Below are 25,669 nucleotides of genomic sequence, written 5' to 3'. Positions count from 1 at the left end.
CTAGTCCGTCACGTCGGCGAACAACGTTGTGCTCAGATATCGCTCGCCAAAGTCCGGGAGGACAACGACGACCAGCTTTCCGGCGTTTTCCGGCCGCCGTGCCACCTGTAGTGCGGCTACCGCGGCTGCGCCGGAGGAAATACCGACCAGCAATCCCTCTTCGCGGGCGAGCCGACGCGCTAGGTTGAGCGCGTCCTCATTGCCGACAGTGATGATCTCGTCGACCAGATCCTCGTCGAGTACCGGTGGGACGAACCCGGCACCGATGCCCTGGATCGGGTGAGGTCCCTTCTGGCCGCCGGACAGTACGGGCGATGCCGCCGGTTCGACGGCCACGAACTGTGCCGTCGGTTTGCGTTCCTTGATGACGTGGCCGACTCCGGTGATCGTGCCGCCGGTGCCGACTCCCGCGACGAAGATGTCGACGTTTCCGCCGGTGTCGCGCCACACTTCCTCGGCGGTGGTGGCGCGGTGGATGGCAGGATTCGCGGGGTTCTCGAACTGCTGAGGCACGAAAAAGCGTTGATCGGTCTTGGCCAGCTCCTCGGCCTTGGCGATCGCGCCCGGCATGCCGTCGGGCCCCGGAGTGAGGACGAGTTCGGCACCGTAGGCGCGCAGCAGCATTCGTCGTTCGATGCTCATCGTTTCCGGCATCGTCAGCACGCACCGGTAGCCGCGTGCCGCACACACCATCGCCAGGGCGATGCCCGTGTTGCCGCTCGTCGGTTCAAGGATGATGGTGTCCGGCTTGATCAGGCCCGCTTGTTCGGCAGCGTCGAGCATGGCTACGCCGATCCGGTCCTTCACGCTGTTAGCTGGATTGAAGTACTCGAGCTTGGCAACCACATCCGCGACGGCGCCCTCGGTGACGCGGTGCAACCGAACCAGCGGTGTGCTCCCAATGAGTTGTGTGATGTCCTCGGCAATGTTCATCTTTTGCTGCTCATCTGTTGCTCGTCATTTCCTTGAGATGTCGGCGCGGGTCTTGTCGGGTCCCAGGTTGCGTCGAACGTGATTGACGTTGGTGGCGATGTGCTTCCTGTAGGCCAGTGCGATCAGCATCCGACGGCTGTAGTTCTTCACATGTTTCGGCAGGAGCGCGAGGATCAACGCGCGGCGTTCGGAATCAACAACAACAGTCGGCGTCTAGGCAGCGCGAGCGGACAAAGCGCAGGTGTACGGCCCGTTGCATAGGCCCCACTATAGGGGCACAACGGGGGTTAGGCATCCATGGCCCGGGGCTGGCTTAGTTGTACGTGGGCAGCCACATCGTGTCGAGAACGGCTTGCGCGGCGTCCGTGTGCGTCTTGGTGGCGACCTGGTCTTCGATGGCGGCCTGATAGACGGCCTCGGCGACCGCCGCCGAGATGGCGCGTAGGTGCGCCGCGTCGGGTAGCAGGGAATCGCCGGGTCGGGACGGAATAGCCTGTTGTGCTAGCGATTTCGCTGCAGCATGGAGCATGTTCGGGGTCACCCGCCGAGCGCCGGCGAGCACGGTGCCCAGCCCGATACCTGGAAAGACCAACATGTTGTTGGCCTGGCCGATGCTGTAGGTGGCTCCGCTGTATTCGACAGGTGGCACCGGGCTGCCACTGGCAAGCAGGGCTTTGCCCTTCGACCATGCCAGCAGGTCGGCGGGCATCGCTTCCATTCGCGAGGTTGGGTTGGACAGAGGGAAGATCATGGGTTGGTCGACCGAGGCCGCCATCGCCTCGACGACCTCGCGGGTGAACGCTCCAGGGACTGCGGAGCAACCGAGCAAGATGGTCGGGGAGGCTCGCGTGATGACGTCGACCAGTCCGATGCTCTGCGCTGCGGGCACCCCGAGTTGTCGTCGGTTCTTTGCATACCTCACTTGGAAGTCGCGCAGGTTGTCCATGTCGTCGAACAGCAATCCTTGCCTGTCGATCGGCCAGATCTGGGACGTGGCCTGCTCGATCGAGGCCCCGTCGGCCACCATCGCGTCGCGGATCTGGTCGGCGACTCCGATCCCCGCGGTCCCGGCGCCAAAGACGACGATGCGTTGATCGCGCAGCGGGACACCGGTGACGTGCAGCCCTCCGTAGACCGCAGCGAGGACCACTGCGCCGGTACCCTGCATGTCGTCGTTGAATATGCAGTAGTCGGCGCCGTAGGTGTCCAGAATCTTGCGTGCGTTCTCCGATCCGAAGTCTTCGAAGTGCAGAATGGCGCGCGGGAACAAGCGTTGAGCCGTCTCGATGTAGCGCCTGATGAAATCGTCGTATTCCGGACCGCGCCGCCTGCCGTGCCGATTCCCGAGATAGAAGGCGTCCTGGAGCAGTTGCTCGTTGTCGGTGCCGACGTCCAGTGACACCGCGATGGTGCGGCGCGGATCGATGCCGCCGCCGGCGGTGTAGAGCGCCAGCTTGCCCACTGCGATTTGGATGCCACCGACGCCCCAGTCGCCGATTCCTAGGATGGCTTCGGCGTCGGTGCAGACGATCAGATCGACATCATCGGGACCGAGACCAAATGTCGCAAAAGAATCCGCGATCTCGTGGGGCCGGTTGATGCAGAGATACAAGCCGCGTTGGCCACGGTATTCATCGGAGAAGCGTTGGATCGCCTCTCCGACGGTCGGGGTGTACACCACGGGCATCAGCTCAGTCAGGTGTTCAATGAGTACTTTGAAATACAGGAGTTCGTGCCGGTAGTGAAGCTGCTCCAGGAGCAGGTTCCGTGCCAGATCCGTTGCGAGGCTTTGTAACTGATGCCATACGCGTTCCGCCTGCTGGTCGAGCGTGAGCACGCCGGAGGGGAGTCGCCCGGTCAGCCCCAGCCGTCGTCGTTCCTCGTGGGTGAAGCCCACACCGCGGTTGAGGCTCGGCGAGGCCAAGGCCGCCGGGAGCCGGGGTACGCGGGCATCGTCCATTGATTCCTCCCTCCAGACTGTGGGGGGCGGTTGTGCCCCGACCGGCAGCGGGTGGTGTTGGGCGCGTCAGGTCACGTTAACGCGGTTTGGGCTGAACGGCACGCGGTTGCTCCGCCACGGCGCGCTGGGTGTGCATGGGTGATCCAATTCGACAAGACCAGGGGACACTGTCGGTGAGGGACGCCTAGAGTTCACCCAGGCGGACACGGTTTGGGCTCGCCAGTGTCTGATGGGTTTATGACCTTTCAGAACGGCGCCGTGAGCACCCCGGCGATTCTCACTTCAGAGAGTCAACAGGCAGTATGGTTCCTCGGTGCACTGGTTCGGATTCGCGCTGGTGGCGACGCGACGGCCGGGAGTCTGGCGGTTTTGGAACACCAGTGTGAGCGGGGCTACGGCAGTCCGATGCATCGGCACCTTGCTGACGAGGAAACGTTCTTTGTGATCGAGGGCGAGTTGCGCGTGGAGGTAGGTGGTCAGGTGCACACCCCAGGGGCGGGAGCGGTCGCGGTTCTTCCTCGCGGGCTGCCGCATGCGTTCGTGGTGACGAGTCCGCAGGCTCGGGTCCTCACGTTTCACACGCCAGCCGGTTTTGACCGGTTCGTCCTCGCCGCGGGTACACCCGCTAGCTTGGCCGACACGATGCCTCCCGACGAGGTGCCGCCCGACCCGGCCGCGCTGGCCGCACTCGCACGTTCCTACGGCATCGAGATCGTGGGCCCGCCCCCAACCCTGTGACAAGCCGCCCTGCCCGACGCTGCAGACGGTACCCGGCATCAGCGAAACTGGTGGCATTCCTGGTCTTCGCTAAGCTCGCGAAGTGCGCTGTCGGTGGGGCGGGATCCGGATGCTTCTGGGCTCGATCCTGGGCCTGATTCTGGTGTTGTTGACGGGCGGTTGCAGCCAGCAGCATTCGACATCGGCACCGAAGTCACCGGACGCCTGCGGGGACTCCGATGGTCCCACGCCCGCCGCGGTGCGGCGGGCCATCGCCGCGGTTCCCATCGTGGTGCCGCACTCGGCCTGGGTCGAAGTCACTCGGGGACATACTCGCAACTGTCGGTTGTACTGGGTGCAGATCATTCCGACCATTGCTTCGGAGTCGACTCCTCAGCAGCTCTTGTTCTTTAGTCACAACGCTCCGCTGGGTTCACCCACCCCGAACCCTAGGCCGTACATCACCGTCTTGCCTCCGGGCGATGACACGGTGACGGTTGAGTACCGATGGCGCGTCAGTGGTGATAAGGAGTGCTGTCCTAGTGGCAAGAGCACCGTGCGATTCCAGATCGGACCGGACGGCGCGTTGCAGGCGCGCGGCGCGATACCCCATGAGTAGCTATCAGTAGCTATCAATAGGTTTGCTAGGCAATCGATTACCGGCGTTCTCAGTTGTCGGTGTGACCTGCGCTGCCAGCGGCTCTGCTTGTGGTCGACATCACTGAATTTCTTGGCCTACAGCAGTTTTACAGGACTTCTTCAGGAGTTTCAGGCTGTGCCCGACATGCTGCGTGCGGCCCGCGCTGGCAGTCTGTAAGCCTTGTGCCGCCTCAGGCGAGGCCGGGACCAAGGAGGGTCATGGAACAGCGGAAGCTGCTACAACGCGAGAGCTCGCCGCGCAGGCCCAGTCGCGAAACGGCGGCTGCATCTGGCTTCGCACAGGGCGATTCGAATCCCAAGGCGCGACGTTTGGGTGGTTCAGCTCGCATTTCGCACTGGGATCCCGAGGATCTGCTGGGCTGGGAAGCGGGCAACAAGATCGTTGCCCGACGCAATCTGCTCTGGTCCGCGCTGACCGTGCACGTTGGCTATTCGGTATGGACGCTATGGCCGGTGCTGGTGCTACTCATGCCCGAAGACATTTACGCTCTTTCGACGGGTGACAAGTTTCTGCTCGATACCGTCGCCACCCTGGTCGGCGCCAGCCTGCGGATGCCCTACTCGTTGGCCACCGCGATCTTTGGCGGTCGAAATTGGACGACCTTCGCGGCAATCGTGTTGCTGATTCCCACGATTGGCACGATGATCCTCTTGACCCATCCGGGACTGCCGCTGTGGCCCTACCTGCTGTGCGCGGCACTGACCGGGCTGGGCGGCGGGAATTTTGCGGCATCGATGAGCAACGCCAACGCGTTCTACCCCCACCGCCTCAAGGGTTCGGCCCTCGGAATCGCCGGTGGTATAGGCAATTTGGGGGTCCCAGCGATTCAGCTCGTCGGATTGATGGTGATCGCCATCGGCTGCGGGGAAAAGCCCTACCTAGTCTGCGGGCTGTATGCGGTTCTGCTGGCATTGGCGGGAGTCGGCGCCGCGCTGTTCATGAACAACGTCGACCAGCACCGGGTCGAAGTGAACCGGCTGCGGCCCATCGTTTCTGCGGTCCTGTCGCATCGCGACTCATGGTTACTCTCGCTGCTCTACCTCGGCACTTTCGGCTCTTTCATCGGTTTCTCGTTCGCGTTCGGCCAGGTACTGCAAACCAACTTCATGGCGGGCGGCCAAGATGCGGGGCCGGCCGCGTTGCACGCCGCCCAACTGGCCTTCGTCGGACCCCTGATGGCGGCCCTAGCCCGGGTTTACGGTGGCCGCCTCGCCGACAAGATTGGCGGAAGCCGTCTGACCCTGACCGTCTTCGTTGCGATGACACTGGTGGCCGGTCTGCTGATCAGCGCAAGCACCCTCGAAGAGCGACACCCCGGCCCGCATCGGGGCGCAACCATGGCCGGCTACGTTGTCTGCTTCATTGCGCTGTTCATCTTGTCCGGGTTGGGCAATGGGTCCGTGTACAAGATGATCCCGACGGTTTTCGAAGCGTGCGGTCGCTCGCTGGATCTGGGCCGTTGTCAGGGAGAAGCCGAACGGCGCGAGTGGTCCCGCATCATCTCGGGTGTCGTCATCGGTTTCGTGGCGGCCATGGGTGCACTCGGCGGGGTGGGGATCAATCTCGCGCTGCGGGAGTCTTACGTGAGCTCCGGCGCTGCGACCGAGGCGTTCTGGGTCTTCATGATCTTCTACGCTGCTGCCGCGATCCTCACCTGGAAGGTCTACGTGCGCCGGCCGGTCGCAAGTCTGGTGGGGGTGCAGCCGTCACCGGCACCGCAGCCCGCGTTGCAGCCCGCCTCCCGGCCGGCACGGGCCAGGATTCTCGGACCCTGATTCAGTCCGATGACGTCTCGGGTTGCAGCATCTCCGCGTAACGCAGCGGCGCTGGAATACCGAAGCCGTCGACGAGTGTCTCGGCGTGTGGGCGCAGCGCCCGACACCGATCGTTGATGCCACGAGTCACCGCCTTGGCCCGCTCGGTGGACAGGTACCGGTGCGCGATGAACCAGGCCTTGTCCTCCTCGATCACCGTCAGCGCATACAGGTCGCACACGATGCCGAGCAGTCTGCGGGCCTCCGGGTCTGGGCACGCCTCGATCCCGGCGACAAACGCTTCCAGCACTACGCGGTCAATGTGGGCCGCAGCGGCGTGCATCACATGGTCCTGCACGGCATTGAACGCATCGAACGCCGACATCTCTTTGGACTTGCCCTGCAGGCGGCGCGCGACCGACGACAGCAGATAGTCCTCACGCTCCTCAAACATGTTGACCTGGGTGCCGCGGTTGAACAGGCTGCCTTCCTCTTCGCTGTCCTGGCGCGCGTCCACGATCCGCTGCATGATCGCCTCGGCCGCGGTGCGTTTCATCACGCGATCGCCGACGGCATTGGCGGCGAAGCGTACCCATTCGACTGGGCTCATGCTTCGGATGTCGTCGGCGTAGGCGGTGAGCAGCTCCTTGGCCACCAACTGGGTCAGCACATGGTTGTCACCTTCGAAGGTGGTGAACACGTCGGTGTCCGCCCGCAGCTCGATCAGCCGGTTCTCGGCCATATAGCCCGCTCCGCCGCAGGCCTCGCGCGCCTCTTGGATAGCCCGGCTCGCGTGCCAGGTATTGGCAGCTTTCAGCCCGGCGGCGCGGGCTTCCAGCTCGCGCTGCTCGTCGGCGTCGACGACGTCCGACGTTTGTAAGTCGTGGCACTTGGATACCAGCTCGTTTTGTGCGAACTGCAACGCATACGACCGCGCGATCAACGGCAGCAGCCGCCGCTGGTGGACCAGATAATCCATGATCAGCACTTCGCGGTCATCGTCAGGAGCGCTGAATTGCCTGCGTTGCAACGCATATCGGGTGGCGATGTCCAGCGCGACGCGAGCAGCGGCGGCTGCGCTACCACCGACGGTGACTCGGCCCCGGATGAGGGTGCCGATCATGGTGAAGAACCGGCGGTTCGGGTTGTCGATCGGTGAGCTATAGGTGCCGTCCGGTGCGACGTCGCCGTACTTGTTCAGCAGGTTCTCCCGCGGTACGCGTACCTGGTCGAACACGATGCGGCCGTTGTCGACGCCGGGCAGCCCCCCTTTGTAGTGGCAGTCCGACGTCGTCACACCAGGAAGATCATTGCCCGCCGCGTCCCGGATGGGCACCAACACGCAGTGCACGCCATGGTTGACTGCCTCGCCGCCGGTCGTGGTGACCAACTGCGCGAAAACCGCTGCAATAGTCGCGGTTTCGGCGGCACCTCCGATGTAGTCCTTGCGGGCTGACGGAGTGGGGGAGTGGACAATGAACTCTTCGGTGTGGGCGTCATAGGTCGCTGTTGTTTCCAGCGCCTGGACGTCACTGCCGTGTCCGGTCTCGGTCATGGCGAAACAGCCGAGGAGTTCCAGGTTGATGATCTTGGGGACGTAGGTGTCGTGGTGGCGTTCGGTGCCGAGGTTCTCGACGGCACCACCGAACAGGCCCCATTGCACTCCGGCCTTGACCATGAGGGACAGATCCGACATCGCGACCATCTCGATCATCGTGATCGCCGCACCGACATCGCCGGTCCCGCCGTGCTCCTTGCGGAAGCCCTCGTCGGAGATTCCGGCGGCGGCGAGGATCCTCATCTGCTCGGCCACTTTGGCGCGGGCGATGGCGGTGTTCGGGGTGTAGTGCGGGCGGAACGCCTCATGCTGCAGCTTTTCCCGCGTCTCGTTCTTCACGTCACGCCAACGCCCGTCCAGCGCGTTGCGCAGATGTTCGGCAGTGCTTGTCATGTCCGGCGCCATACCCGACGGTAACCCGCCACCCGTGCCTGGAAAACCATTCGGGGTCAAACGGGGCTCGCGGCTGGATGAAGCGACGGGCTACGGCGGGGCGAGTTTCGATGATGGCTGCGCTCGGTCGTTAGATGGGGGCATGTCCCAGCCAGGCTCAGGCGATTCGACGCAGCATCCCCAACCGGCGCACGACGTTGGGCACACCCATTCCGATGTCAGCGGCGGCTGGCTGCGGGCGGCCACTTTCGGCGCGATGGACGGATTGGTGAGTAACACCGCTCTGATCGCAGGTGTGGCCGCCGGTGAAAGCGCCCATACCACCATGGTTAGCGGCATCGCCGGTTTGCTGGCGGGCGCATTCTCGATGGCAATCGGCGAGTACACCTCGGTGACCACGTCGAACGAGCAGATTGAGTCCGAGGTCCGCCTCGAGCGCAGGTTCCTGCGAGGCCGACCGCACGCCGAGCGGGCTGAACTTGTCGACATGCTGGTCGACATGGGTATGACCGAGAAAACCGCGCGGGCCGCCACCGAAGAGATCCACCGCGACGAGGACCGTGCGGTCAATTTCCACATGGTGCAGGAGATCGGCATTGACCCTGCCGAGAAGCCGTCCGCCAGGGTGGCCGCGATGGTGTCGTTCGTCATGTTCGCCATTGGAGCGCTGATCCCGTTGTTCCCCTACCTTCTTGGATATGGGTCGCTGTCCGCCGGGCTGCTGTGCGGCGCGGGTGGGCTGCTGATCGCGGGTGGCCTGACTGCGCCGTTCACCCGCAAACCAGTGTGGTGGGCCGCCTCCCGCCAGTTGATGTTCGGCGCGGTCGCCGTCGCCGCCACCTACCTGGTCGGGCTGCTTGTCGCAGCGGTCATCTGATACCGAGTGACACCGATGCTCGCCTACCTGGGTGAGTTCACGTTGCCGCCGGGTCTGTCGATGTCCACGCAGCCCTCTGGGCCGCGCCGCAATCGGGCGCTGGAGGGGCTGACGCTGACGCCCGACGGTGCGTCGCTGTTCGCAGCGATGGAAGACCCGGGCTATAACGACGGGCACATAACCAGAGACGCCCTCCCAGTGCTGACTCGGGTCACGAGGTTCGACGTCGCCACCAGGGTCCCCACGGCGCAGTACGCATATCCCATGGATGCCGCTGTCCCGCCGGCTGATCGCAACGGTGCCTCAGATTTCGTCGCGCACTCCGACACAACATTTCTGGTACTCGGGCGGCCGCATCGCGGGCATCACCCTCGGACCGAAATTCCCCAGCGGCCGTCAATCCGTGGTGTGGGTCAGCGATAACAATTTCTCACCCATGGCCGCCGTAGCCGGTAGCGGACGAATCCCGCCCATAGCGCGCCCAGTCCGAGCAGGATGATCATGTCGAACATCCACCAGCCCCAGTAGTGGGTCCACGGCGCGACGTCGGTAGTCAGCGATTCCACTCTGCGCATATCGACGGTGGAAGCCGACGCGGCGAAACCCCACTGGGCCGGGATGAGCCACGAGATCTGGTCGAAGCCCCACGTGCCCACCAGCCCAATCAGGCCCCCGGCGAAAAGCAGGGACGCGAGGATCGCCGGCACCAGCAGCGGCAGCACCTCCCGCAGCGACGTCCCCAGCGAGGACAGCGCCAGCCCCACGACCGCCGAAACGATGGCCGTGGCTGCCACGCTCACGTAGAGCTCAACAGCCGGATTGTGCAACAGGACGGCGCCGCGCGCGGGCCCGCCTTTGACGGCGATGACGATGGTGGTGAGGATGGCTGTCTGGACTGCTGCGGCCACGCTGAACACGATGACTTTGCCCGCCAGGTAGGCCGTTGCTGACAGACCGACAGACTGTTCGCGGCGAAAGATGCGGCGCTCCCCAACCAGGTCGCGGATCGTCAACGCGAAGCCGATGATCACCGCGGCAATATTGAGCGCGGCCAAGATCTCAACCGGTTCGTGTGGGTTGGTGCCCGAAGGATCCGCCCGGGCCAGGCCGGAGTCCCCGGGAATCAGCAGCGTCATCGCCGCCAACGCGAACGGCAGCACCGCCAGGAAGAGGCAATAAGGCCGGTCGCCAACCAATAGTCGGGCTTGGCGGCGGGCGACCAGCCAGATCTGTTGCCCGAGAGTGAGCTCGATAGGCGCAGGCTCTGGGTCGGCTACTGCCGGCGCCGCCGGTGTCGCAGGTCGCCGGCGCAGGAACGCCCGGTGGGCTCCCTCGGGATCGGCGGCGACCCGCTCCAAGACGCCCGGCCAATGGGCAGTGCCCATGGCGGATTCGACGTCTTTGGGTGGCCCGGCGAAGGCCACTGTGCCGTCGGCGGTGAGCACCAGCACCTGGTCACACATGTCCAGGTGGGCGAGCGATGAGGTGGTCATCACGACCACGCAGCCAAGATCGGCCTGCCGGCGCAGCGTCGCCATGACGTGGGCTTCGTGCCCAGGATCGCTCCCGGCCCTCGGCTGATCGACGACCAACAGCGACGGCCGGGTTATTAATTCGACTGCCATCGATGCGCATCGGCGCGTTTCGGGACCAAGCTTGGCGATCCGGGTTGTGCGGTGCTCGGTCAATTCGAGTTCGTCGATCACCTGGTCGACCAGCCGGCGGCGATCGTCGGGGGAGCTGTCCGGGGGCAGCCGCAGTTCGGCGGCAAACTCCACCGCGCCTTCGACCGTCAAGTGCGGGTGCACGCGGTCGTCGCGAGGTACTACCCCGATGCGCGATCGCATCCACTCGGGCTCGGCGCCCACATCATGGCCATCCACCGTGAGCACTCCGGAACTAGCCGGGCGGGTGGCGCCAACCAGCCCCAGCAAGGAAGCATTGCGGGTCGCCGACGGCCCGATGACCGCGATCATCGAGCCCGGGCGCGCGGTAAACGACACGTCCGAGAGCACCGTGTGCCCATCGACGCTAAGTCCCAGCTGATATGCGGCCACACCGATCGTGCGGGCGCCGGACTTCAGCGGCAGACGGCTGGTTGGTGATGCCACTTCGCCGGAGGCGGTGTCGGGATGCGCGGACGGCGACTGTTGCGTCACCTCCGCCGCACGCTCCGCCGGCCCGCGACTTTCGGGCCGCACCGGCTCTCGCGGGGGCCGCTGTGCCGCCCCAGCCGACGAAGGCGGCAATTTCATGGGACTGGTGGTTCGCTCGAGGGGGGATGCCGGCATCGCGCCGGCGGCGGTTTCGGCCCGCAATGGCTGCGTCGGCTGACCCGGGTGGGGCGGGGCCGGTGGCGGGTACGCCGCGGCGCCAGGTTGGTGGGTGGGTCGATCGGTCGGCCCCATCGGGGTCGTGAGCTGGAAGATCAGCCGTGGCCCCCGCTGCGGATCGCCGACGATGATCGCCTGACCGTCGCGGATATCCACCGTCGACACGCGGGCACCGTCGACGAAGATGCCGGTGTGGCCGCTATCGATGGCCATCCACCCCGCGCTCGTGAATCGCAGCAGCACGTCGGGGAGGTACTGCCCGGTCGCGTCTCGGTACATGGGGCCGGGCCAATCCAGGCGGACGTCGCACTGGGCGCCGCGGCCGACACGAATATCGCGGCCGGGGGGAGGGCCGGGGTGAAAGACGTACCGCGTGGCTCCGACCCACACGGTCAACGGGGAGGCGCTCGGTATCACGATGCCTCGGTCCGCATGCCGCCACCTCTCCGCCTCATCACACCAGACCGATCGACGTTCAGTTTGTTTCTACTCGCCAGAGCGGTCTCAAAACACCGGATGCACCCACTTGTTCACAGTGTGTTGCGGCTTGGCGCCGCGGCGGCGTTGTCGAGCAGACGGCGCAATACCTCGACCGCCTCCGCGAGCACCTGGCGGTCCGTCGGCTCGAGTCGGGCGAGTTGGGGTTCGATGGCGGCGGCGCGGTCGGCGCGCACCGTGTTCAGGGTTCGAATCCCCTCAGATGTGATGTGGATACGGACCGCTCGGGCATCCCCCGGGTCGGCGGTTCTGGCGACCAGGCCGGCGTCTTCGAGTCGTCGCACCTGGGTGGTCATTGTCGGTTGCGAACAGTGATCGACGGCTGCCAGGTCGCCGATCCGAGCTTCCCCCTGAGCCTCGATGGTGGCCAACAGCCTGGCCTGTGCGGCGGGTAGTGGCATCTGAATTCGCTGGGTAGCCAGCCGGTTGAGCTGCGCGACGACGCCCAGCAAATCCGCCCCTAGGCCCGGCGCGGGCCCGCCGACCGTGGCCCCGTTGGCGGCGGCTGCGGATGAATCCATCGGGCTATCGTTTCATAGCTTTGCTAGGTGGGACCAGTCGTGCCGGCCTTCGTGCGCAAAACCCCCCGGGAGCGGTGTGCTGCAAATCATATGGAGCCAGGCCTGGCAGAATTGTTGAAGTGACCGCGTCCGGCCCCCTCCCCGCGCACCGTCGCGGTGGACCACTGCGACCGGGCGAGTTGGCTCAGGCTGCGGTGATGGCGGCGCTGTGCGCAGTGACCGCCATCATCTCCGTCGTCGTCCCGTTCGCGGCCGGACTGGCGTTGCTGGGCACCGTGCCCATGGCCCTGCTGGCCTATCGATATCGGCTGCGCGCGCTCACGGCGGCGACCATCGCCGCAGGGATGATTGCGTTCCTCATTGCTGGGTTGGGCGGCTTCATGGGGGTCGTCCACAGCGCCTACATCGGTGGACTTACCGGCGTCATCAAGCGCAAGGGCCGGGGCACCCCCACGGTGGTCGTGGCCGCGGTGTTCGCCGGCTTGGCGTTCGGCGCGTTGATGGTCGGCATGCTGGCGGCCCTGACCCGACTGCGGCACCTGATTTTCAAAGTCATGACCGCAAACATGGACGGGCTGGCTTCGTTCTTGGCGCGGATCCATCTGGAGAGCGTCGGCGAAGACTTGAAGCGCTATCTCGCCGACGGGCTGCACTACTGGCCGTTCATAGTGCTCGGCCATTTCACCATCGGGATCACCGTCGTGTCGATCTTCGGATGGTGGGCGTTGTCCCGCCTGCTAGAGCGGATGCGGGGAATCCCCGACGTGCACAAACTCGACGCCGCACCCGGCGACGACGACGCCCCGATCGGGCCGGTGCCGGTGCGGTTGGACAATGTGCGGTTCCGCTATCCCGGTTCGAGCCAAGACGCGCTGCGCGAGGTCAGCCTCGACCTGCACGTCGGCGAGCACGTAGCGATCACCGGGCCGAACGGTTCCGGGAAGACCACCCTGATGCTGCTGCTGGCCGGCCGCGAACCGACGTCGGGCATCGTGGAACGTCCCGGCGCGGTCGGCCTTGGCAAGTTGGGCGGCACGGCGGTTGTCTTGCAGCATCCAGAAAGCCAGGTCCTGGGCACTCGTGTCGCTGACGACGTGGTGTGGGGTCTACCGCCGGGCACGAAGATCGACGTCGGCCAATTACTGAGCGAAGTGGGACTTGCGGGCCTGGCTGAGCGCGACACCGGGAGTTTGTCCGGCGGCGAGCTGCAGCGGCTGGCGCTGGCAGCGGCGTTGGCTCGAGAGCCGGCGATGCTCATCGCCGACGAGGTCACCACGATGGTTGACCGCCAAGGCCGGGAGGCCCTGCTCGGCGTGATATCGGGCTTGACGAAACGGCACCGGACCGCGCTGGTGCACATCACGCACTACAACACCGAGGCCGAGTCCGCGGACCGCACGATCGATCTCAGCGACTCGCCGGACAACACCACCATGGTCGAAACCACGGATGTTCCCGTGCTTTCCGCCGGTGCGGAGCATGGCGAGCAGCCGCCGGTACTTGAACTTGTGGGTGTCGGGCACGAATACGGCAGAGGTACGCCGTGGGCCAAGACTGCGCTGCGAGATATCAACGTTGTGATCGAGCAGGGTGACGGGGTATTGATTCACGGTGGCAACGGCTCGGGCAAGTCGACGCTGGCGTGGATCATGGCCGGGCTGACCATCCCGACCAGCGGTGCCTGCTTGCTGGACGGCCGGCCGACTCACGAGCAGGTCGGCGCGGTGGCGTTGTCATTCCAGGCCGCCCGGTTGCAGCTCATGCGCAGCCGCGTCGACTGGGAAGTTGCCTCAGCAGCGGGCTTTTCGCCACGCGATGAAGACCGGGTAAGTGCGGCGCTGGGCGCCGTCGGGCTCGATCCCGCGCTCGCCAAGCGAGGCATCGACCAGCTCAGCGGGGGTCAGATGCGTCGGGTGGTGCTAGCCGGATTGCTTGCCTGTTCGCCGCGGGCGTTGATCCTCGACGAGCCGCTGGCGGGGTTGGACGCGGCCAGCCAGCGCGGTTTGATGCGGATGCTGGAGGACCTGCGCCGCGAGCGGGGCCTGACGGTCGTGGTCATTTCGCATGACTTCACCGGGATGGAAGGGCTCTGCCCGCGGACACTGGCGTTGCGCGACGGCGCTCTGGAACCCGTACCGACCACCGCGGCCGGCGGGCGGGGGGTGTAGCGACCATGACGTCTGTTGCTTCGGGGTCTCCGAACGGACAAGAGGAGGCACGCCGTTCCGGGCGCCCGGTGGTGCTGCTGGTTCCGGTTCCGGGTGGATCGGCCATCCACGACTTGTGGGCCGGCACCAAACTGCTGGTGGTTCTTGGCGTTTCGGCGTTGCTGACGTTCTATCCGGGATGGTTGACGATCGGGGTCGTGGCCGCACTGGTACTGGCGGCGGCGCGCATCGCCCATATTCCGCGTGGAGCGCTGCCGTCGGTACCTCGCTGGTTGTGGATCGTGCTGGCCGTCGGCGGCGTGACCGCTGCCCTAGCTGGCGGCAGCCCGGTGATCTCCGTCGGCGGAGTCGAGCTCGGGCTTGGCGGTGCGTTGCATTTCCTGCGGATCACCGCGCTGTCGATCGTGTTGTTGGGTCTGGGTGCGATGGTGTCCTGGACCACGAATGTCGCCGAAATCGGTCCTGCGGTAGCGACTTTGGGTCGGCCACTGCGGCTGTTGCGCATCCCGGTCGACGAGTGGGCGGTCGCTCTGGCGCTCGCGCTGCGCGCCTTCCCGATGTTGATTGACGAGTTCCAGGTGCTCTACGCTGCCCGCCGACTGCGGCCGAAGCGAATAGCGAAGGGCCGCAAGGCTCGACGCAAACGGCGCGCCCGGGAGCTGATCGATCTGCTTGCCGCGGCCATGACGGTCACGCTGCGGCGCGCTGATGAGATGGGGGATGCGATTGCTGCTCGCGGCGGCACCGGCCAGCTCTCGGCGAACCCGGCACGGCCGAAGCTGGTGGATTGGGTGGCACTGGCGATCACGGTCGCGGCCAGTGGCTCAGCGGTGGTGATAGAGACCGTGCTGTCACTCTCGTAGGCAGGCCGGGCGGGGTAGCGGCGACTAGAGTGCGGCCATGAAGCTGCGCGTTTCGGTCGCGACCTTGGTGTTCGCCCTCGGGGCTGGGGCTGGGCTGATTGGCGATCGCTGTCACGTCATCACCGGCACCACCGAATACCTCTCGGCTTCGCATCGAGTTCCCTTCCTGTGGAGCAGCCCGATATGGTTTCCGATCCTCGTTGCCATCGCCACCGTCATGCTTGCCGAACTGCGGTTGCACCTACCGGCGGTCCGCTCCACGGTGAGCGTGCGCCACGGGTTGGCCGGGGTCGCTGCCGTGCTGGGCATTTACGCCACGACCGCGTTGCTGCATGCGTCGCCGGCGACTCCGATCACGGTACTGATCAGCGCTCTTGCCGCGATTACCTGGTGTGTGCTCGGCGATCGATTCGCGGCCGTGTGCGGAGCTCTGGCCGCGGTTGTCGGAGTGGTAGTCGAAATCGGGCTTGTAGCCGCCGACGTGTTCAGGTACACCGAGGGCTCCGATGGCCTATTCGGTGTGGCGCCATGGCTACCAGCCCTCTACTTCGCCTTCGGCGTGGTGGCGGCGCTCGTGGGGGAGATCGAGGCCGAAGCGGCTACACCGGGTAGGTGACGCCAGTCAGCTCTTCGGAGACAGCCCAGAGCCGTCGCTGGATGTCCGCATCGCGCGATTGTGGGCTGGAGCCAACGAGTTTCGGGTGGCCGCGCATCTCACCAAGCCCGCCTGGGCCGTAGTACTGGCCGTTGCCTACGCCGGGATCGGTCGCCGCGCGCAACGTCGGCAAAGCACCCATGGCAGCGCTCTGCGCTAACAGTCCCGACACCAATTCGAAAGGCGGCCTGAAAATCCCCGGGATGTTGCGAGTGAGCTCGGTGTTGGAGGCGCCGGGGTGGGCCGCCACCGCGATCGTCGGTGCGTTGGTGGCCGTCAGCCGTCGCGCCAGCTCGTAGGTGAACAGCAGGTTGGCCAGTTTGGACTGTCCGTAGGCGACCACCCGGTTGTAGTCGCGCTCCAGGTTTAGGTCGTCGAAGTGGATCTGAGCGCGAATCCGATGGCCCAAGCTGCTGATCGTTACCACCCGCGACCCCGCAACGGGCAGCATGTTTTTCAGGAGCTGGCCAGTGAGCGCAAAATGGCCAAGGTGATTGGTCCCGAACTGCAATTCGAAGCGGTCTTTGGTGGTGTCCTTGGGGGTCCACATCACACCCGCGTTGTTGATCAGTAGATCGATGCGCGGATGGTTGGCCCGCAACTCCTCGGCGGCTGCATGGATGTTCACCAGTGAGGTGAGGTCGAGTTGTTGCAGGGTGACGGCCGCATCAGGATGAGCGGCCTTGATGCGATCGGTCGCTTGCCTGCCCTTGTCGAGGTTGCGCACGGCCAGTACGACGTGTGCGCCCTTGTCGGCGAGAACGGCCGCGGCCTCATAGCCGATGCCGGTGTTGGCGCCCGTGATGACGGCGACCTTGCCGGACTGGTCGGGCACATCGGCAGCGGTCCACATGGATCCGGAGGCGTCGGTGACACGCGCGGTGTTCTTCATTGCGATCTCCCTGGTCGACTGCCATCCTATACCTGACAGGCTGTCATATATAATTTAATGACAGGATGTCAGCTGTCAAGAGGCGGGAACTGGTAGGTGGCACAGGCGACGAAAATCACGGACTTTCAGCGGGCGCGATCCGACGACCAGAAGGCGCGGCGCCGCCAGGCCATTGTGACCGCGGCCAGACAGCACCTCGCCGACGTCGGTTTCGAAAGCTTCTCGATGGGCACGCTTGCCAAGGCGGTCGGAATCGCCCGCGGCACGCTCTACCTCTATTTCGAGACGCGTGAAGAGGTGCTCCTTGCGCTGTATGTCGAAGAGATTCAGCTCTGGGTCGATGCCGTCATCGACGCGACTCCAGCGGGAACCGGGGCCGAGCCTTTCCTTGCAGCTTTCTTCCGGACCGCGACCGACGCACCGCTCTACCTGCAGCTCGCCGCACGCGCCGGCAGCGTCATCGAGCAGAACATCTCGCTGCAGCGGCTGATCGACCTGAAAATGGCCGCCCGCGACCTCGCATTCCGAGTCGGTGAGCATGTGGCGACGCTGTTCGAGTTGACTCCCGAGCAAGCGATCGGAGTGGTGACTTCGCTGTTGAGCCTGCTGCTGGGCGTCTCGCAGATGACCCACCCGCTGCCGGTCGAGCAGGGCGCCCTTCCCCCGCAAGTTCAGGAGCTGGTCCAGATGATGGATGCGGAGCGGCTTTTCCTCGACGCTGGGTTGTGGATGCTCAACGGAGTGCGTCGCTGAAGCTGAGCAAGCAGCTACGGCCGGGCGCGATCGATGAGGTTGGACAACACCACCACGCTTTCGCTGCGTTCGACTTCGGCACTGGATCGGATGCGCTCGAGCGCCGCTTCGAGGTGGCGCATGTCGCGGGCCAGCACATGCAGGATCGCATCGGACGTGCCGGTCACCGTCGCCGCGCTGACCACTTCCGGGATGTCGGCCCAGGCGTCTCGCAGCTGATCAGGGGCGATCCTGCCCTGGCAGAAAATCTGCACGTAGGCCTCGGTATTCCAGCCCAGCGCGTTGCGATCAACCACCGTGGTAAAGCCCCTGATAACGCCGCTGTCGAGCATCCGGTCGACGCGGCGTTTTACCGCCGGCGCGGACAAGCTGACCCGCTGGCCGATCTCGGCGAAGGTGGCTCGCGCATGCTCGGCCAGCTCGCCCAGGATGCGCTCGTCTGTCTCGTCCAGGCGGTCCATCCATCCCTCCAACCCGCGTATGTCGTGCAATAAATCGCTGTATATGACAACTTAGCGCAAGATAATGCCGGTAGACGCGCAACGTTCGTTGTTTGATTGTGTAGAGAGTGGCAAATATCGTTGGTTTATGACGGATTACCATCTCGCCACAGCGGGTCCGGGGTCGGCCCCCTCGGCGGTGGGCGCCGAGGCCAGCCGGCCCACCCGTACGCCCCGCGCGCGGCGGTACGGTATGACCTCGCCGGCCTTCTTCGCGGTCGAGTACGCGATCAACCCGTGGATGGATGTCAGCGCACCGGTCGACGGGTACCTCGCGCAAGCACAGTGGGAGCGGCTGTACCAGACCTATCGTCGGCTGGGCCACAGCGTGGATCTCATCGAACCCGTGCCCGGATTACCGGACATGGTCTACGCGGCCAACGGCGGTTTCATCGCCGGTGACGTCGCGGTTGTCGCGAGATTCCGGTTCGCTGAGCGCGCCGGCGAGTCGAAGGCCTATGCCGCGTGGATGTCGTCTCTCGGGTACCGGCCGATCTTTACGAGACATATCAACGAGGGGCAGGGCGACCTGCTGATGGCCGGCGAAACAGTCTTGGCCGGCTATGGTTTCCGCACTGATCGGCGCGCACACGCCGAAATCAGCGCGGCGCTAGGGCTGCCGGTGATCTCCCTCGAGCTCGTGGATCCCCGGTTCTATCACCTCGACACTGCGCTGGCTGTGCTCGACGATCACACGATCGCGTTCTATCCACCGGCGTTCAGTACGGCGGCGCAAGCGCAGCTGCGCATGCTGTTTCCCGACGCCATCATTGTCAGCAGCGCCGATGCGTACGTTTTCGGGCTGAACGTCGTCTCCGATGGCCGACACGTTGTACTTCCATCCGCAGCAACGGCGTTCGCCGCACAACTGCGGCAGGCGGGTTTCGAGCCGATCGGCGTCGATCTGTCCGAACTGCTCAAGGGCGGCGGCTCCGTCAAGTGTTGCACGCTGGAGGTACACCGATGACGATTCTTGGCGGGCCCGCTCTCGATGCCGGCGCCCTCGATGGAACCGAGGCGGCCGTCGCGGCTGCCGGAAGACATGTAGCGCATAATTATTCGCCGCTGCCCGTGGTCGCGGCCAGCGCCGAGGGCGCCTGGATCACCGACATCGAGGGTCGACGCTACCTGGATTGCCTGGCCGCTTACTCGGCGGTCAACTTCGGCCATCGACACCCCGAGATCACTGCGACGGCCCATGCCCAGCTCGATGCGGTCACGCTGGTCAGTCGCGCATTCCATTGCGACCGACTCGGGCCGTTCTGCGCCGCGCTCGCGCAGTTGTGCGGGAAAGACCTTGTGTTGCCCATGAACTCGGGCGCTGAAGCGGTGGAAAGTGGTCTCAAAGTTGCTCGGAAATGGGGCGTCGACGTCAAGGGCGTTCCCGCCGGCCAGGCCAATATCATTGTGGCGGACAACAACTTTCATGGCCGCACCATCAGCATAGTTGGCTTCTCGTCGGATCCCGCTGCACGCGATGGCTTCGGGCCGTTCACACCGGGGTTCCGCTCGGTACCGTTCGGAAATCCCGCCGCGGTGGCACAGGCGATCGACGACAACACCGTCGCCGTGCTGCTCGAGCCGATCCAGGGCGAGGCGGGAATCATCGTCCCGCCCGACGACTACCTGCCGGCCGTGCGCGCCCTGTGTTCGGAGCACAACGTATTGCTGATCGCCGACGAGATCCAGTCGGGTCTCGCGCGCACGGGTCACACGTTCGCCTGTGACCATTGGGGCGTCGTGCCGGACATCTACCTGCTCGGGAAGGCTCTCGGTGGGGGTGTCGTACCGTTGTCCGCGGTCGTCGCGAACCGCGAGATCCTGGGCGTGCTCCACCCCGGCGAGCACGGGTCGACGTTCGGTGGAAACCCGTTGGCCGCGGCGATCGGCACCACCGTCGTTTCTATGGTGGCGCGAGGGGAATTCCAATCTTGCTCAGCCGAATTGGGTGCCCACCTACATCACCGCCTGGCGGAACTGATTGGCAGCGGTGTGCGCGCGGTGCGCGGGCTCGGGTTATGGGCCGGCGTCGACATCGAACCCACACTGGGGACCGGCAAAGAGATGAGCCGGCGCCTAGCGGATCGTGGGGTACTGGTGAAAGACACACACGGCTCGACGCTGCGGTTCGCGCCGCCGTTGGTGGTCACTGCCGAGGAGATCGACTGGGCGGTTCGGCAGTTTGCTTTCGTTTTGCGGGACGCAGGCTCATAATCAGCCTGGTCCCGCGATAGGAGGCGCACTTGCCAACTGCTTCGACGAGTCTTGCCGACCAAATGTTGCGGCGCCGCCCGGTGAGCGGCGCTCCGGTCGCACAGGGGACAGCCGGAAACCTCAAGCGGAGCATCGGCACGTTCCAGCTCACCATGTTGGGGGTCGGCTCGACGATTGGCACCGGTATCTTCTTCGTCCTGTCGCAGGCGGTGCCGGAAGCCGGTCCCAGCGTGATCATCTCGTTCCTGATCGCCGGCGTCGCAGCCGGGCTGGCGGCAATCTGCTATGCGGAACTCGCCTCTGCCGTGCCGGTGTCCGGGTCGTCCTACTCGTACGCGTACACCACGTTGGGCGAGGGCGTCGCGATGGGTGTGGCGGCCTGCCTGCTGCTGGAGTACGGAGTGGCCACCGCGGCAGTCGCCGTCGGGTGGAGCGGATATGCCAACAAGCTGCTGTCCAATCTGTTCGGGTTCGAGATTCCGCATGCGTTGTCGGAATCGCCGTGGGACTCCTATCCAGGCATGGGACCAAGTTATGTGAATCTGCCCGCCATCGTGCTGATCGGACTATGCGCGATGTTGCTCATTCGCGGCACCAGCGAGTCGGCGACGGTCAACGCGATCATGGTGCTGCTCAAGCTCGGCGTCCTGGCCATGTTCGTGATCGTCGCCTTCAGCGCCTACAACGCCGACCATCTGAGAGGCTTTGCCCCGTTCGGGGTCGCCGGGATCGGCGCGGCGGCCGGAACCATCTTCTTCTCCTTCATCGGTCTCGACTCGGTGGCGACCGCGGGCGACGAGGTAACGAACCCGCAGAAGAGCATGCCGCGAGCGCTGATCGCCGCGCTGGTGATCGTCACCGGTTTCTATGTGTTCGTCGCACTGGCGGCCTTAGGCACCCAGCCGTGGCAGGATTTTGCGGGGCAGGAAGAGGCCGGTCTGGCCGTCATCCTCGACAACGTCACCCACGCCGAGTTGGCCAGCACAATTCTGGCATCGGGCGCGGTGATCTCGATCTTCACCGTCACGCTGGTCACCATGTACGGCCAGACCCGCATCTTGTTCGCGATGGGCCGCGACGGGTTGCTGCCGGCGCGGTTCGCCACCGTGAATCCGCGCACGATGACCCCGGTGAACAACACGGTGATCGTCGCGATCTCCGCAGGACTCCTGGCCGCCTTCATTCCGCTCGAGAGCCTGGCGGACATGGTGTCCATCGGCACCCTCACCGCGTTCATTGTCGTGTCGATCGGAGTGATCATTTTGCGGGTGCGCGAACCCGACCTGCCCCGCGCGTTCAAAGTGCCGGGTTACCCCGTCACGCCGGTGTTGTCAGTCCTGGCGTGCGGGTACATCCTGATCAGCCTGCCCTGGTACACCTGGCTCGCCTTCAGCGGATGGATTGCGGCGGCATTGATCTTCTACCTGCTCTGGGGTCGTCGGCATAGCGCGTTGAACGAGGAAGCGCCGTGAGCGTCGTCGTCGGGTACCGCACCGGCGAGGTGGGCCTGTCGGGGTTGCACCTGGGCATCGACCTCGCTCGAACGCTGCACACGTCGCTCACGGTGGTGACCATCGTTCCGCAGCCATGGCCGACGCCGTCGCTCGCTCGGATCGACGCGGAATACGAGCAATGGGCGGATCAACTCGCCGCGGATTCGGCGGCAGAGGCTCGGGGTCGCCTCGATGGATTGGCTGACGGGATCGACGTGACCTATCAGAAGCGCGCCCATCGATCGGTGTCGGCCGGATTGATCGAGCTGGCAACCGAACTGGAAGCTCAGGTGCTGGTGCTCGGATCCGTACCCCATCTTGGCGTGTTCGGGGGACCTACCACGTGCGGGGGAGTGTTGATCGGTTCGACCGCTGACCGGCTGTTGCATTCGGCGCCGATGCCGCTTGCGATCAGCCCCCACGGGTACCGATCCCGTACCGGCGCGATGTCCCGCATCACCTGCGGCTACTCGGCCACCGCGGAGGGCGCCGATGTGGTGCGGCGCTGCGTTAAGTTTGCCCGGGAGTATGCGGTGCCGGTGCGGGTGGTCACATTCGCGGTGCGCGGCCGGACGATGTATCCCTCGGAGGTCGGACTGCACTCGGAAACCACGGTCCTGGAAGTGTGGGCGGCGCAGGCGCGAGAAATGTTGGAAAAGCTGCGAACCGAGGACGTCGTCGACGCCGACGTTGCGCTGGACGTCGTCACCGGGAACGGTTGGAAGCAGGCGCTTGCTTCGGCGAACTGGACCGACGGTGAGATCCTGGCGCTGGGAACCTCGCCGCGTGGCAAGATCGCCCGAGTTTTTCTCGGTTCCCACAGCGGCAAGATCGTGCGGCACAGCCCGGTACCCGTATTGGTGCTACCCGGCTAGGCCCCGACGAGCCCCCACTATCGTCGGGCGGCGGCGTTGGCCGCTGTCTGGGCTTGCCCCAGGATCGTTGCGACGTCGCCCCGTCCCAGGAACATCGCATCGAAATACGGTCGCAGAGCTTCGTTTCCAGCAGCGAAGCCAGCTCCGGCCGGAGCCGGGATGCCCGAGCCGTTCAGCACCGAGAAGAACGGTGCGACGTCAACCCCGTTGGCGTTCCAATAGTTGAAGTAGGCCTGCTGAGCTGACAGCACCGCCGGGATCGCCGCACCGTCGCGGCCCAGATATGCGTTGCCCTCGCTGCTGCCCATCCAGTCCAGCACCTGGCGCACCGCATCCGGGTGCGCCGACGCTGAATTCCCGGCCGCGACAATACCGTTGGTGACGCTGACTCGACCTTCGGGCCCGGCAGGCATCATCGCGACCCCCCAGGGAAAGGACGCATCGCGCGCCACCGGTGCCAGGTTGTAGGTGCCGGACTGGAATAGCGCCATCCTGCCGGCCAGAAACTGGTTGCGGGAGAAATCGCCGTTGCCGTTGGTGTCGGCGGCCGGCGGCGCGACCTGGTCGGTGTTGATCAGCCCAACGAGATAGCGGAAGGCCGCGATAGCCGGCGGATTGTCGAATGCGAACTCGTCGCCGCGTTGGAACACACCGCCCGCCGATCCGATGTAGTTGAGGTAGATGGCCTGCGGATCGTTGGCTGCGTTGTAACCCCATTGGCGAACCCGGCCGCCATCGAAACCAGGCGAGTCCGCGTGGTGCCCGTCGGCGTCGACGGTGAGCCGCGCGAGCATGGGACGCAACGTATCGCCGCCGCCCGGGCTCCACCGCAAGCCGTCCAACTCGGCGGGGTCGACGCCCGCGGCGGCCAGCAGGTCCGCGTTGTAGTACAGGGCAATCCCGGCATCAGTAAGCTGCGGCACGCCCCACAGCGCGCCGGACCGGGTGAACTGGTCGACCACCGATGGCTCCCAGTCCGCGGCCGCGGCATGGATCTTCATCAGCCGCCCGCTGTCGGCGTAGGCGGCCAGGTACGCGCTGGATAGCCAGAAGATGTCGGCGCCGCTACCGCCGGCGACGTCGGTGCGCAACGTGGTGAAGTACGTCGAATAGGACACCAATTCGGTGCGCACCTCAATGGTGGGATGCGCGCGGCTGAAAGCCTCGAACGATCGCCGATACGCTGCGGCTATCGGTTCCGACCAGAGCCGGACCGTCACGACAATCTTGTCGCCGTGGGGTTCGTCCGAGCGCCCCAACACCACCGCCGTGGCGGCTAGCAGGACCGCTACTAGCGCAAGGGCCCCGGCGACCAGGGTGGAGTAGCGCGGACGGTTCATGTGCGTGCGCTGCTCATTTGAGCCCCGAGACGACAATCGATGCCGCAAGGTGTCGTTGGAAGGCCACGAAGAGCACGATCAGCGGCACGATCGCGACCGTGGTCGCCGCCATCACCAGTGTCCACTGGGCATTGAATCGGGATTGCAACTCGGCGGTGGCCACCGTCAGCACGCGCCACGTGCGGCCACTGGTAATCACCAGCGGCCACATGAAGTTGTTCCACTGCGAGACGACGGTGATCATCGCCAAGGCCGCCAGCACCGGCCGGCTGGACGGAAGCACCACATGCACGATCACGTCGGCGGTATTGGCGCCGTCAAGGTACGCCGCGTTGATCAGATCGTCGGGAATGCTGCGAAAGTGCTCACGGAGCAGGAAAATCGCGTATGGCGAGCCGAACATGAAGGGTAAGACCAGCGCCCAAAAGGTGTTGCGCAGACCCAGCTGGGCCATCATGAGATACAGCGGCACCACAGTGACGGTGGCTGGCACCATTAACGTGGCGATGTAGATCCAGAACAATCCGTCGCGTCCCGGAAAGCGCAGTCTCGCGAACGCGTACGCGGCCAGCACCGAAAAGGTCAACTGGCCCAGCACGATTACCGCCGTCATCAACGCGGTCACTGCCGCCGCACGGGGAAATCCAGCACCGGAGAGGTCAGCATAGTTGGCCAACGTGGGTGGGCGCGGCAACTGCAGCGGCGCGCTCGTTGCGAACTGATGCGCGGATGTCAGTGACGTCAGCAAGCCAAGCGCGAAGGGAAGCAACGTGATCAGCGCGCCGAGCGCCAACCCGGAATAGATCGCCGCCGTTGAGGGGGTTCGGCTAGGTGAGGTCATAGCTGATCCGCCGCCTAAAGTACAACCGCTGAACGACCGTCACGCCGATGAGCAACACGAACAGCACGACGGTCATGACCGAAGCTCGCCCGATGGCCCCCGATTCGAACGCCTCGGCGTAGATGCGCCTGGCCACCAGGTCGGTGCGGCCCTGCGGCCCACCAGCGGTCAGCGCATAGACCGTATCGAATATCTGTGCAGTGCTGATGATTCCAGTAACGACGACAAAGAACATGGTCGGCCGCAGCATCGGCAACGTGATGCGCCGGAACCGCTGCCAGGTAGTGGCACCGTCGGTGCGCGCGGCCGCATGGATGTCATCGGGGATAGCCAGCAGGCCGGCCAGGAAGAACAACGAGACGAACCCGACATTGGTCCAGACAACGACCGCCGACACAGCGGGCAGCGCGAGGCCGGGATCGGTGAGCCATTCGATGCGATGTCCGAGAACGGTGCTCACCGCGCCGTCGGTGGGGGCCAGGATCCAGCGCCACAAGACGGCGATCGCCAGTGGGGAACAGATCCAGGGCAGCACGTAGAGCGTGCGGAACAGGCCGGTGCCGGGAAGCCGCCGCGCCAACAGCGACGCGGCGAGCAGCCCGAGCACCGTCTGCGTCGGGACGACGATGGCGACAAAGACGGCGGTCACCACGAGCGAATTGCCGAAGTCGGAGTCGGTAGCCACCGATCGCCAGTTGGCCAGGCCGACGTAGTGCAGCGGACCCAACAGGTCCCACCGATACAAGCTGAGCCAGACCACGACCAGGATGGGCAGTAGCAAGAAGGCGACCACGCCGAACAGGCTGGGGGCGAGCAGGGCATATGCCAGGGTGGTGGTTCGGCGTGGGGCGTCGCGCATGGGTGTATTAA

General features: G+C 65.2%; 23 protein-coding genes. 13 read left to right on the top strand and 10 right to left on the bottom strand.

What is annotated here, in order from left to right; all coding sequences use genetic code 11:
- Together cysK and F6B93_RS14795 are read right to left on the bottom strand one after the other, a co-directional pair.
- The gene (gene cysK, locus F6B93_RS14800; RefSeq protein ID WP_211695760.1) at window positions 1-933 is read right to left on the bottom strand and encodes a cysteine synthase A; all 933 of its coding nucleotides are present in this window, start codon (window positions 931-933) and stop codon (window positions 1-3) included.
- A gap of 313 nt (window positions 934-1,246) precedes the next feature.
- Window positions 1,247-2,893: an NAD-dependent malic enzyme gene (locus F6B93_RS14795; RefSeq protein WP_211695759.1), complete on the bottom strand. Its 1,647-nt coding sequence runs from the start codon at window positions 2,891-2,893 to the stop codon at window positions 1,247-1,249.
- Between the two features lie 237 nt (window positions 2,894-3,130).
- Between F6B93_RS14795 and F6B93_RS14790 the strand changes: the two genes are divergently transcribed.
- From F6B93_RS14790 to F6B93_RS14780, 3 genes are all read left to right on the top strand, one after another.
- On the top strand, window positions 3,131-3,631 hold the full coding sequence (locus F6B93_RS14790; RefSeq protein ID WP_211695758.1) for a cupin domain-containing protein: 501 nt from the start codon (window positions 3,131-3,133) through the stop codon (window positions 3,629-3,631).
- A gap of 109 nt (window positions 3,632-3,740) precedes the next feature.
- Complete coding sequence (locus F6B93_RS14785) at window positions 3,741-4,229, top strand: LppP/LprE family lipoprotein (RefSeq protein ID WP_211699513.1); 489 nt, start codon at window positions 3,741-3,743, stop codon at window positions 4,227-4,229.
- A gap of 239 nt (window positions 4,230-4,468) precedes the next feature.
- Window positions 4,469-6,046: a nitrate/nitrite transporter gene (locus F6B93_RS14780; RefSeq protein ID WP_211695757.1), complete on the top strand. Its 1,578-nt coding sequence runs from the start codon at window positions 4,469-4,471 to the stop codon at window positions 6,044-6,046.
- A gap of 1 nt (window position 6,047) precedes the next feature.
- Here F6B93_RS14780 and F6B93_RS14775 read toward each other — a convergent pair whose 3' ends face one another.
- On the bottom strand, window positions 6,048-7,988 hold the full coding sequence (locus F6B93_RS14775; protein ID WP_211695756.1) for an acyl-CoA dehydrogenase family protein: 1,941 nt from the start codon (window positions 7,986-7,988) through the stop codon (window positions 6,048-6,050).
- Between the two features lie 130 nt (window positions 7,989-8,118).
- Here F6B93_RS14775 and F6B93_RS14770 point away from each other — a divergent pair, with 130 nt between their 5' ends.
- Window positions 8,119-8,853, top strand: a complete 735-nt coding sequence (locus tag F6B93_RS14770) for a VIT1/CCC1 transporter family protein (RefSeq protein WP_211695755.1) — start codon at window positions 8,119-8,121, stop codon at window positions 8,851-8,853.
- A 15-nt stretch (window positions 8,854-8,868) separates the two neighbouring features.
- Window positions 8,869-9,276 (top strand): esterase-like activity of phytase family protein, encoded by a 408-nt coding sequence (locus F6B93_RS14765; RefSeq protein WP_246540795.1) that lies wholly within the window; start codon window positions 8,869-8,871, stop codon window positions 9,274-9,276.
- Here F6B93_RS14765 and F6B93_RS14760 read toward each other — a convergent pair.
- Window positions 9,267-11,465 carry an ABC transporter permease gene (locus F6B93_RS14760; RefSeq protein ID WP_246540794.1) on the bottom strand — a complete coding sequence of 733 codons (2,199 nt, stop codon included), beginning with the start codon at window positions 11,463-11,465 and terminating at the stop codon, window positions 9,267-9,269. The two genes, F6B93_RS14765 and F6B93_RS14760, sit on opposite strands and share 10 nt — an antisense overlap.
- A gap of 251 nt (window positions 11,466-11,716) precedes the next feature.
- Complete coding sequence (locus F6B93_RS14755; RefSeq protein WP_211695754.1) at window positions 11,717-12,205, bottom strand: MarR family winged helix-turn-helix transcriptional regulator; 489 nt, start codon at window positions 12,203-12,205, stop codon at window positions 11,717-11,719.
- Window positions 12,206-12,324: 119 nt separating this feature from the next.
- Between F6B93_RS14755 and F6B93_RS14750 the strand changes: the two genes are divergently transcribed.
- Genes F6B93_RS14750 through F6B93_RS14740 form a run of 3 tightly spaced genes read left to right on the top strand, consistent with a single transcriptional unit; the run spans window position 12,325 to window position 15,852 of the window.
- On the top strand, window positions 12,325-14,373 hold the full coding sequence (locus tag F6B93_RS14750; RefSeq protein ID WP_211695753.1) for an ABC transporter ATP-binding protein: 2,049 nt from the start codon (window positions 12,325-12,327) through the stop codon (window positions 14,371-14,373).
- Window positions 14,374-14,378: 5 nt separating this feature from the next.
- On the top strand, window positions 14,379-15,236 hold the full coding sequence (locus tag F6B93_RS14745) for a CbiQ family ECF transporter T component (protein WP_211695752.1): 858 nt from the start codon (window positions 14,379-14,381) through the stop codon (window positions 15,234-15,236).
- A 37-nt stretch (window positions 15,237-15,273) separates the two neighbouring features.
- Window positions 15,274-15,852 (top strand): diacylglycerol-binding protein, encoded by a 579-nt coding sequence (locus tag F6B93_RS14740; RefSeq protein ID WP_211695751.1) that lies wholly within the window; start codon window positions 15,274-15,276, stop codon window positions 15,850-15,852.
- Here F6B93_RS14740 and F6B93_RS14735 read toward each other — a convergent pair.
- Window positions 15,836-16,783 carry an SDR family NAD(P)-dependent oxidoreductase gene (locus F6B93_RS14735; RefSeq protein WP_211695750.1) on the bottom strand — a complete coding sequence of 316 codons (948 nt, stop codon included), beginning with the start codon at window positions 16,781-16,783 and terminating at the stop codon, window positions 15,836-15,838. The two genes, F6B93_RS14740 and F6B93_RS14735, sit on opposite strands and share 17 nt — an antisense overlap.
- Window positions 16,784-16,879: 96 nt before the next feature.
- On the opposite strand from F6B93_RS14735, the gene F6B93_RS14730 reads away from it, so the two are divergent.
- Window positions 16,880-17,536: a TetR/AcrR family transcriptional regulator gene (locus F6B93_RS14730; RefSeq protein WP_211695749.1), complete on the top strand. Its 657-nt coding sequence runs from the start codon at window positions 16,880-16,882 to the stop codon at window positions 17,534-17,536.
- Between the two features lie 14 nt (window positions 17,537-17,550).
- Here F6B93_RS14730 and F6B93_RS14725 read toward each other — a convergent pair whose 3' ends face one another.
- Window positions 17,551-17,997: an Rv2324 family transcriptional regulator gene (locus tag F6B93_RS14725; protein ID WP_211695748.1), complete on the bottom strand. Its 447-nt coding sequence runs from the start codon at window positions 17,995-17,997 to the stop codon at window positions 17,551-17,553.
- Between the two features lie 127 nt (window positions 17,998-18,124).
- Between F6B93_RS14725 and ddaH the strand changes: the two genes are divergently transcribed.
- Genes ddaH through F6B93_RS14705 form a run of 4 tightly spaced genes read left to right on the top strand, consistent with a single transcriptional unit; the run spans window position 18,125 to window position 22,618 of the window.
- Window positions 18,125-19,003 carry a dimethylargininase gene (gene ddaH / locus F6B93_RS14720; RefSeq protein ID WP_211695747.1) on the top strand — a complete coding sequence of 293 codons (879 nt, stop codon included), beginning with the start codon at window positions 18,125-18,127 and terminating at the stop codon, window positions 19,001-19,003.
- Complete coding sequence (gene rocD, locus F6B93_RS14715) at window positions 19,000-20,250, top strand: ornithine--oxo-acid transaminase (RefSeq protein ID WP_211695746.1); 1,251 nt, start codon at window positions 19,000-19,002, stop codon at window positions 20,248-20,250. Before ddaH ends, rocD begins: the two co-directional genes overlap by 4 nt.
- 29 nt (window positions 20,251-20,279) lie before the next feature.
- Window positions 20,280-21,722 (top strand): amino acid permease, encoded by a 1,443-nt coding sequence (locus F6B93_RS14710; RefSeq protein ID WP_211695745.1) that lies wholly within the window; start codon window positions 20,280-20,282, stop codon window positions 21,720-21,722.
- Complete coding sequence (locus F6B93_RS14705; RefSeq protein WP_211695744.1) at window positions 21,719-22,618, top strand: universal stress protein; 900 nt, start codon at window positions 21,719-21,721, stop codon at window positions 22,616-22,618. The genes F6B93_RS14710 and F6B93_RS14705 overlap by 4 nt, the downstream gene beginning before the upstream one ends.
- Window positions 22,619-22,635: 17 nt before the next feature.
- Here F6B93_RS14705 and F6B93_RS14700 read toward each other — a convergent pair whose 3' ends face one another.
- From F6B93_RS14700 to F6B93_RS14690, 3 genes are read right to left on the bottom strand one after another with little or no spacing between them, the layout of a single operon-like run.
- The gene (locus F6B93_RS14700; RefSeq protein ID WP_211695743.1) at window positions 22,636-23,958 is read right to left on the bottom strand and encodes an ABC transporter substrate-binding protein; all 1,323 of its coding nucleotides are present in this window, start codon (window positions 23,956-23,958) and stop codon (window positions 22,636-22,638) included.
- Between the two features lie 13 nt (window positions 23,959-23,971).
- On the bottom strand, window positions 23,972-24,799 hold the full coding sequence (locus F6B93_RS14695) for a carbohydrate ABC transporter permease (protein WP_211695742.1): 828 nt from the start codon (window positions 24,797-24,799) through the stop codon (window positions 23,972-23,974).
- Complete coding sequence (locus F6B93_RS14690; RefSeq protein ID WP_211695741.1) at window positions 24,786-25,658, bottom strand: carbohydrate ABC transporter permease; 873 nt, start codon at window positions 25,656-25,658, stop codon at window positions 24,786-24,788. The genes F6B93_RS14695 and F6B93_RS14690 overlap by 14 nt, the downstream gene beginning before the upstream one ends.
- Window positions 25,659-25,669 lie beyond the last annotated feature (11 nt).

The sequence above is a fragment of the Mycobacterium spongiae genome (assembly GCF_018278905.1).
Classification (GTDB): Bacteria; Actinomycetota; Actinomycetes; order Mycobacteriales; family Mycobacteriaceae; genus Mycobacterium; species Mycobacterium spongiae.
The sequence above is the reverse complement of the archived record's forward strand: the minus strand, read 5'-3'. Positions and strand labels throughout refer to the sequence as shown.

What these genes read in the sequence shown, in the direction of transcription:
- ddaH (WP_211695747.1), top strand. Translation starts at nt 18,125, where the DNA reads ATGACGGATTACCATCTCGCCACAGCGGGTCCGGGGTCGGCCCCCTCG.
- F6B93_RS14690 (WP_211695741.1), bottom strand. Translation starts at nt 25,658, where the DNA reads ATGCGCGACGCCCCACGCCGAACCACCACCCTGGCATATGCCCTGCTC.
- F6B93_RS14760 (WP_246540794.1), bottom strand. Translation starts at nt 11,465, where the DNA reads ATGTACCGAGACGCGACCGGGCAGTACCTCCCCGACGTGCTGCTGCGA.
- F6B93_RS14795 (WP_211695759.1), bottom strand. Translation starts at nt 2,893, where the DNA reads ATGGACGATGCCCGCGTACCCCGGCTCCCGGCGGCCTTGGCCTCGCCG.
- cysK (WP_211695760.1), bottom strand. Translation starts at nt 933, where the DNA reads ATGAACATTGCCGAGGACATCACACAACTCATTGGGAGCACACCGCTG.
- F6B93_RS14695 (WP_211695742.1), bottom strand. Translation starts at nt 24,799, where the DNA reads ATGACCTCACCTAGCCGAACCCCCTCAACGGCGGCGATCTATTCCGGG.
- F6B93_RS14790 (WP_211695758.1), top strand. Translation starts at nt 3,131, where the DNA reads ATGACCTTTCAGAACGGCGCCGTGAGCACCCCGGCGATTCTCACTTCA.
- F6B93_RS14740 (WP_211695751.1), top strand. Translation starts at nt 15,274, where the DNA reads ATGAAGCTGCGCGTTTCGGTCGCGACCTTGGTGTTCGCCCTCGGGGCT.
- F6B93_RS14725 (WP_211695748.1), bottom strand. Translation starts at nt 17,997, where the DNA reads ATGGACCGCCTGGACGAGACAGACGAGCGCATCCTGGGCGAGCTGGCC.
- F6B93_RS14745 (WP_211695752.1), top strand. Translation starts at nt 14,379, where the DNA reads ATGACGTCTGTTGCTTCGGGGTCTCCGAACGGACAAGAGGAGGCACGC.
- F6B93_RS14785 (WP_211699513.1), top strand. Translation starts at nt 3,741, where the DNA reads ATGCTTCTGGGCTCGATCCTGGGCCTGATTCTGGTGTTGTTGACGGGC.
- F6B93_RS14755 (WP_211695754.1), bottom strand. Translation starts at nt 12,205, where the DNA reads ATGGATTCATCCGCAGCCGCCGCCAACGGGGCCACGGTCGGCGGGCCC.
- F6B93_RS14700 (WP_211695743.1), bottom strand. Translation starts at nt 23,958, where the DNA reads ATGAACCGTCCGCGCTACTCCACCCTGGTCGCCGGGGCCCTTGCGCTA.
- F6B93_RS14775 (WP_211695756.1), bottom strand. Translation starts at nt 7,988, where the DNA reads ATGGCGCCGGACATGACAAGCACTGCCGAACATCTGCGCAACGCGCTG.
- F6B93_RS14770 (WP_211695755.1), top strand. Translation starts at nt 8,119, where the DNA reads ATGTCCCAGCCAGGCTCAGGCGATTCGACGCAGCATCCCCAACCGGCG.
- F6B93_RS14735 (WP_211695750.1), bottom strand. Translation starts at nt 16,783, where the DNA reads ATGAAGAACACCGCGCGTGTCACCGACGCCTCCGGATCCATGTGGACC.
- F6B93_RS14780 (WP_211695757.1), top strand. Translation starts at nt 4,469, where the DNA reads ATGGAACAGCGGAAGCTGCTACAACGCGAGAGCTCGCCGCGCAGGCCC.
- F6B93_RS14765 (WP_246540795.1), top strand. Translation starts at nt 8,869, where the DNA reads ATGCTCGCCTACCTGGGTGAGTTCACGTTGCCGCCGGGTCTGTCGATG.
- rocD (WP_211695746.1), top strand. Translation starts at nt 19,000, where the DNA reads ATGACGATTCTTGGCGGGCCCGCTCTCGATGCCGGCGCCCTCGATGGA.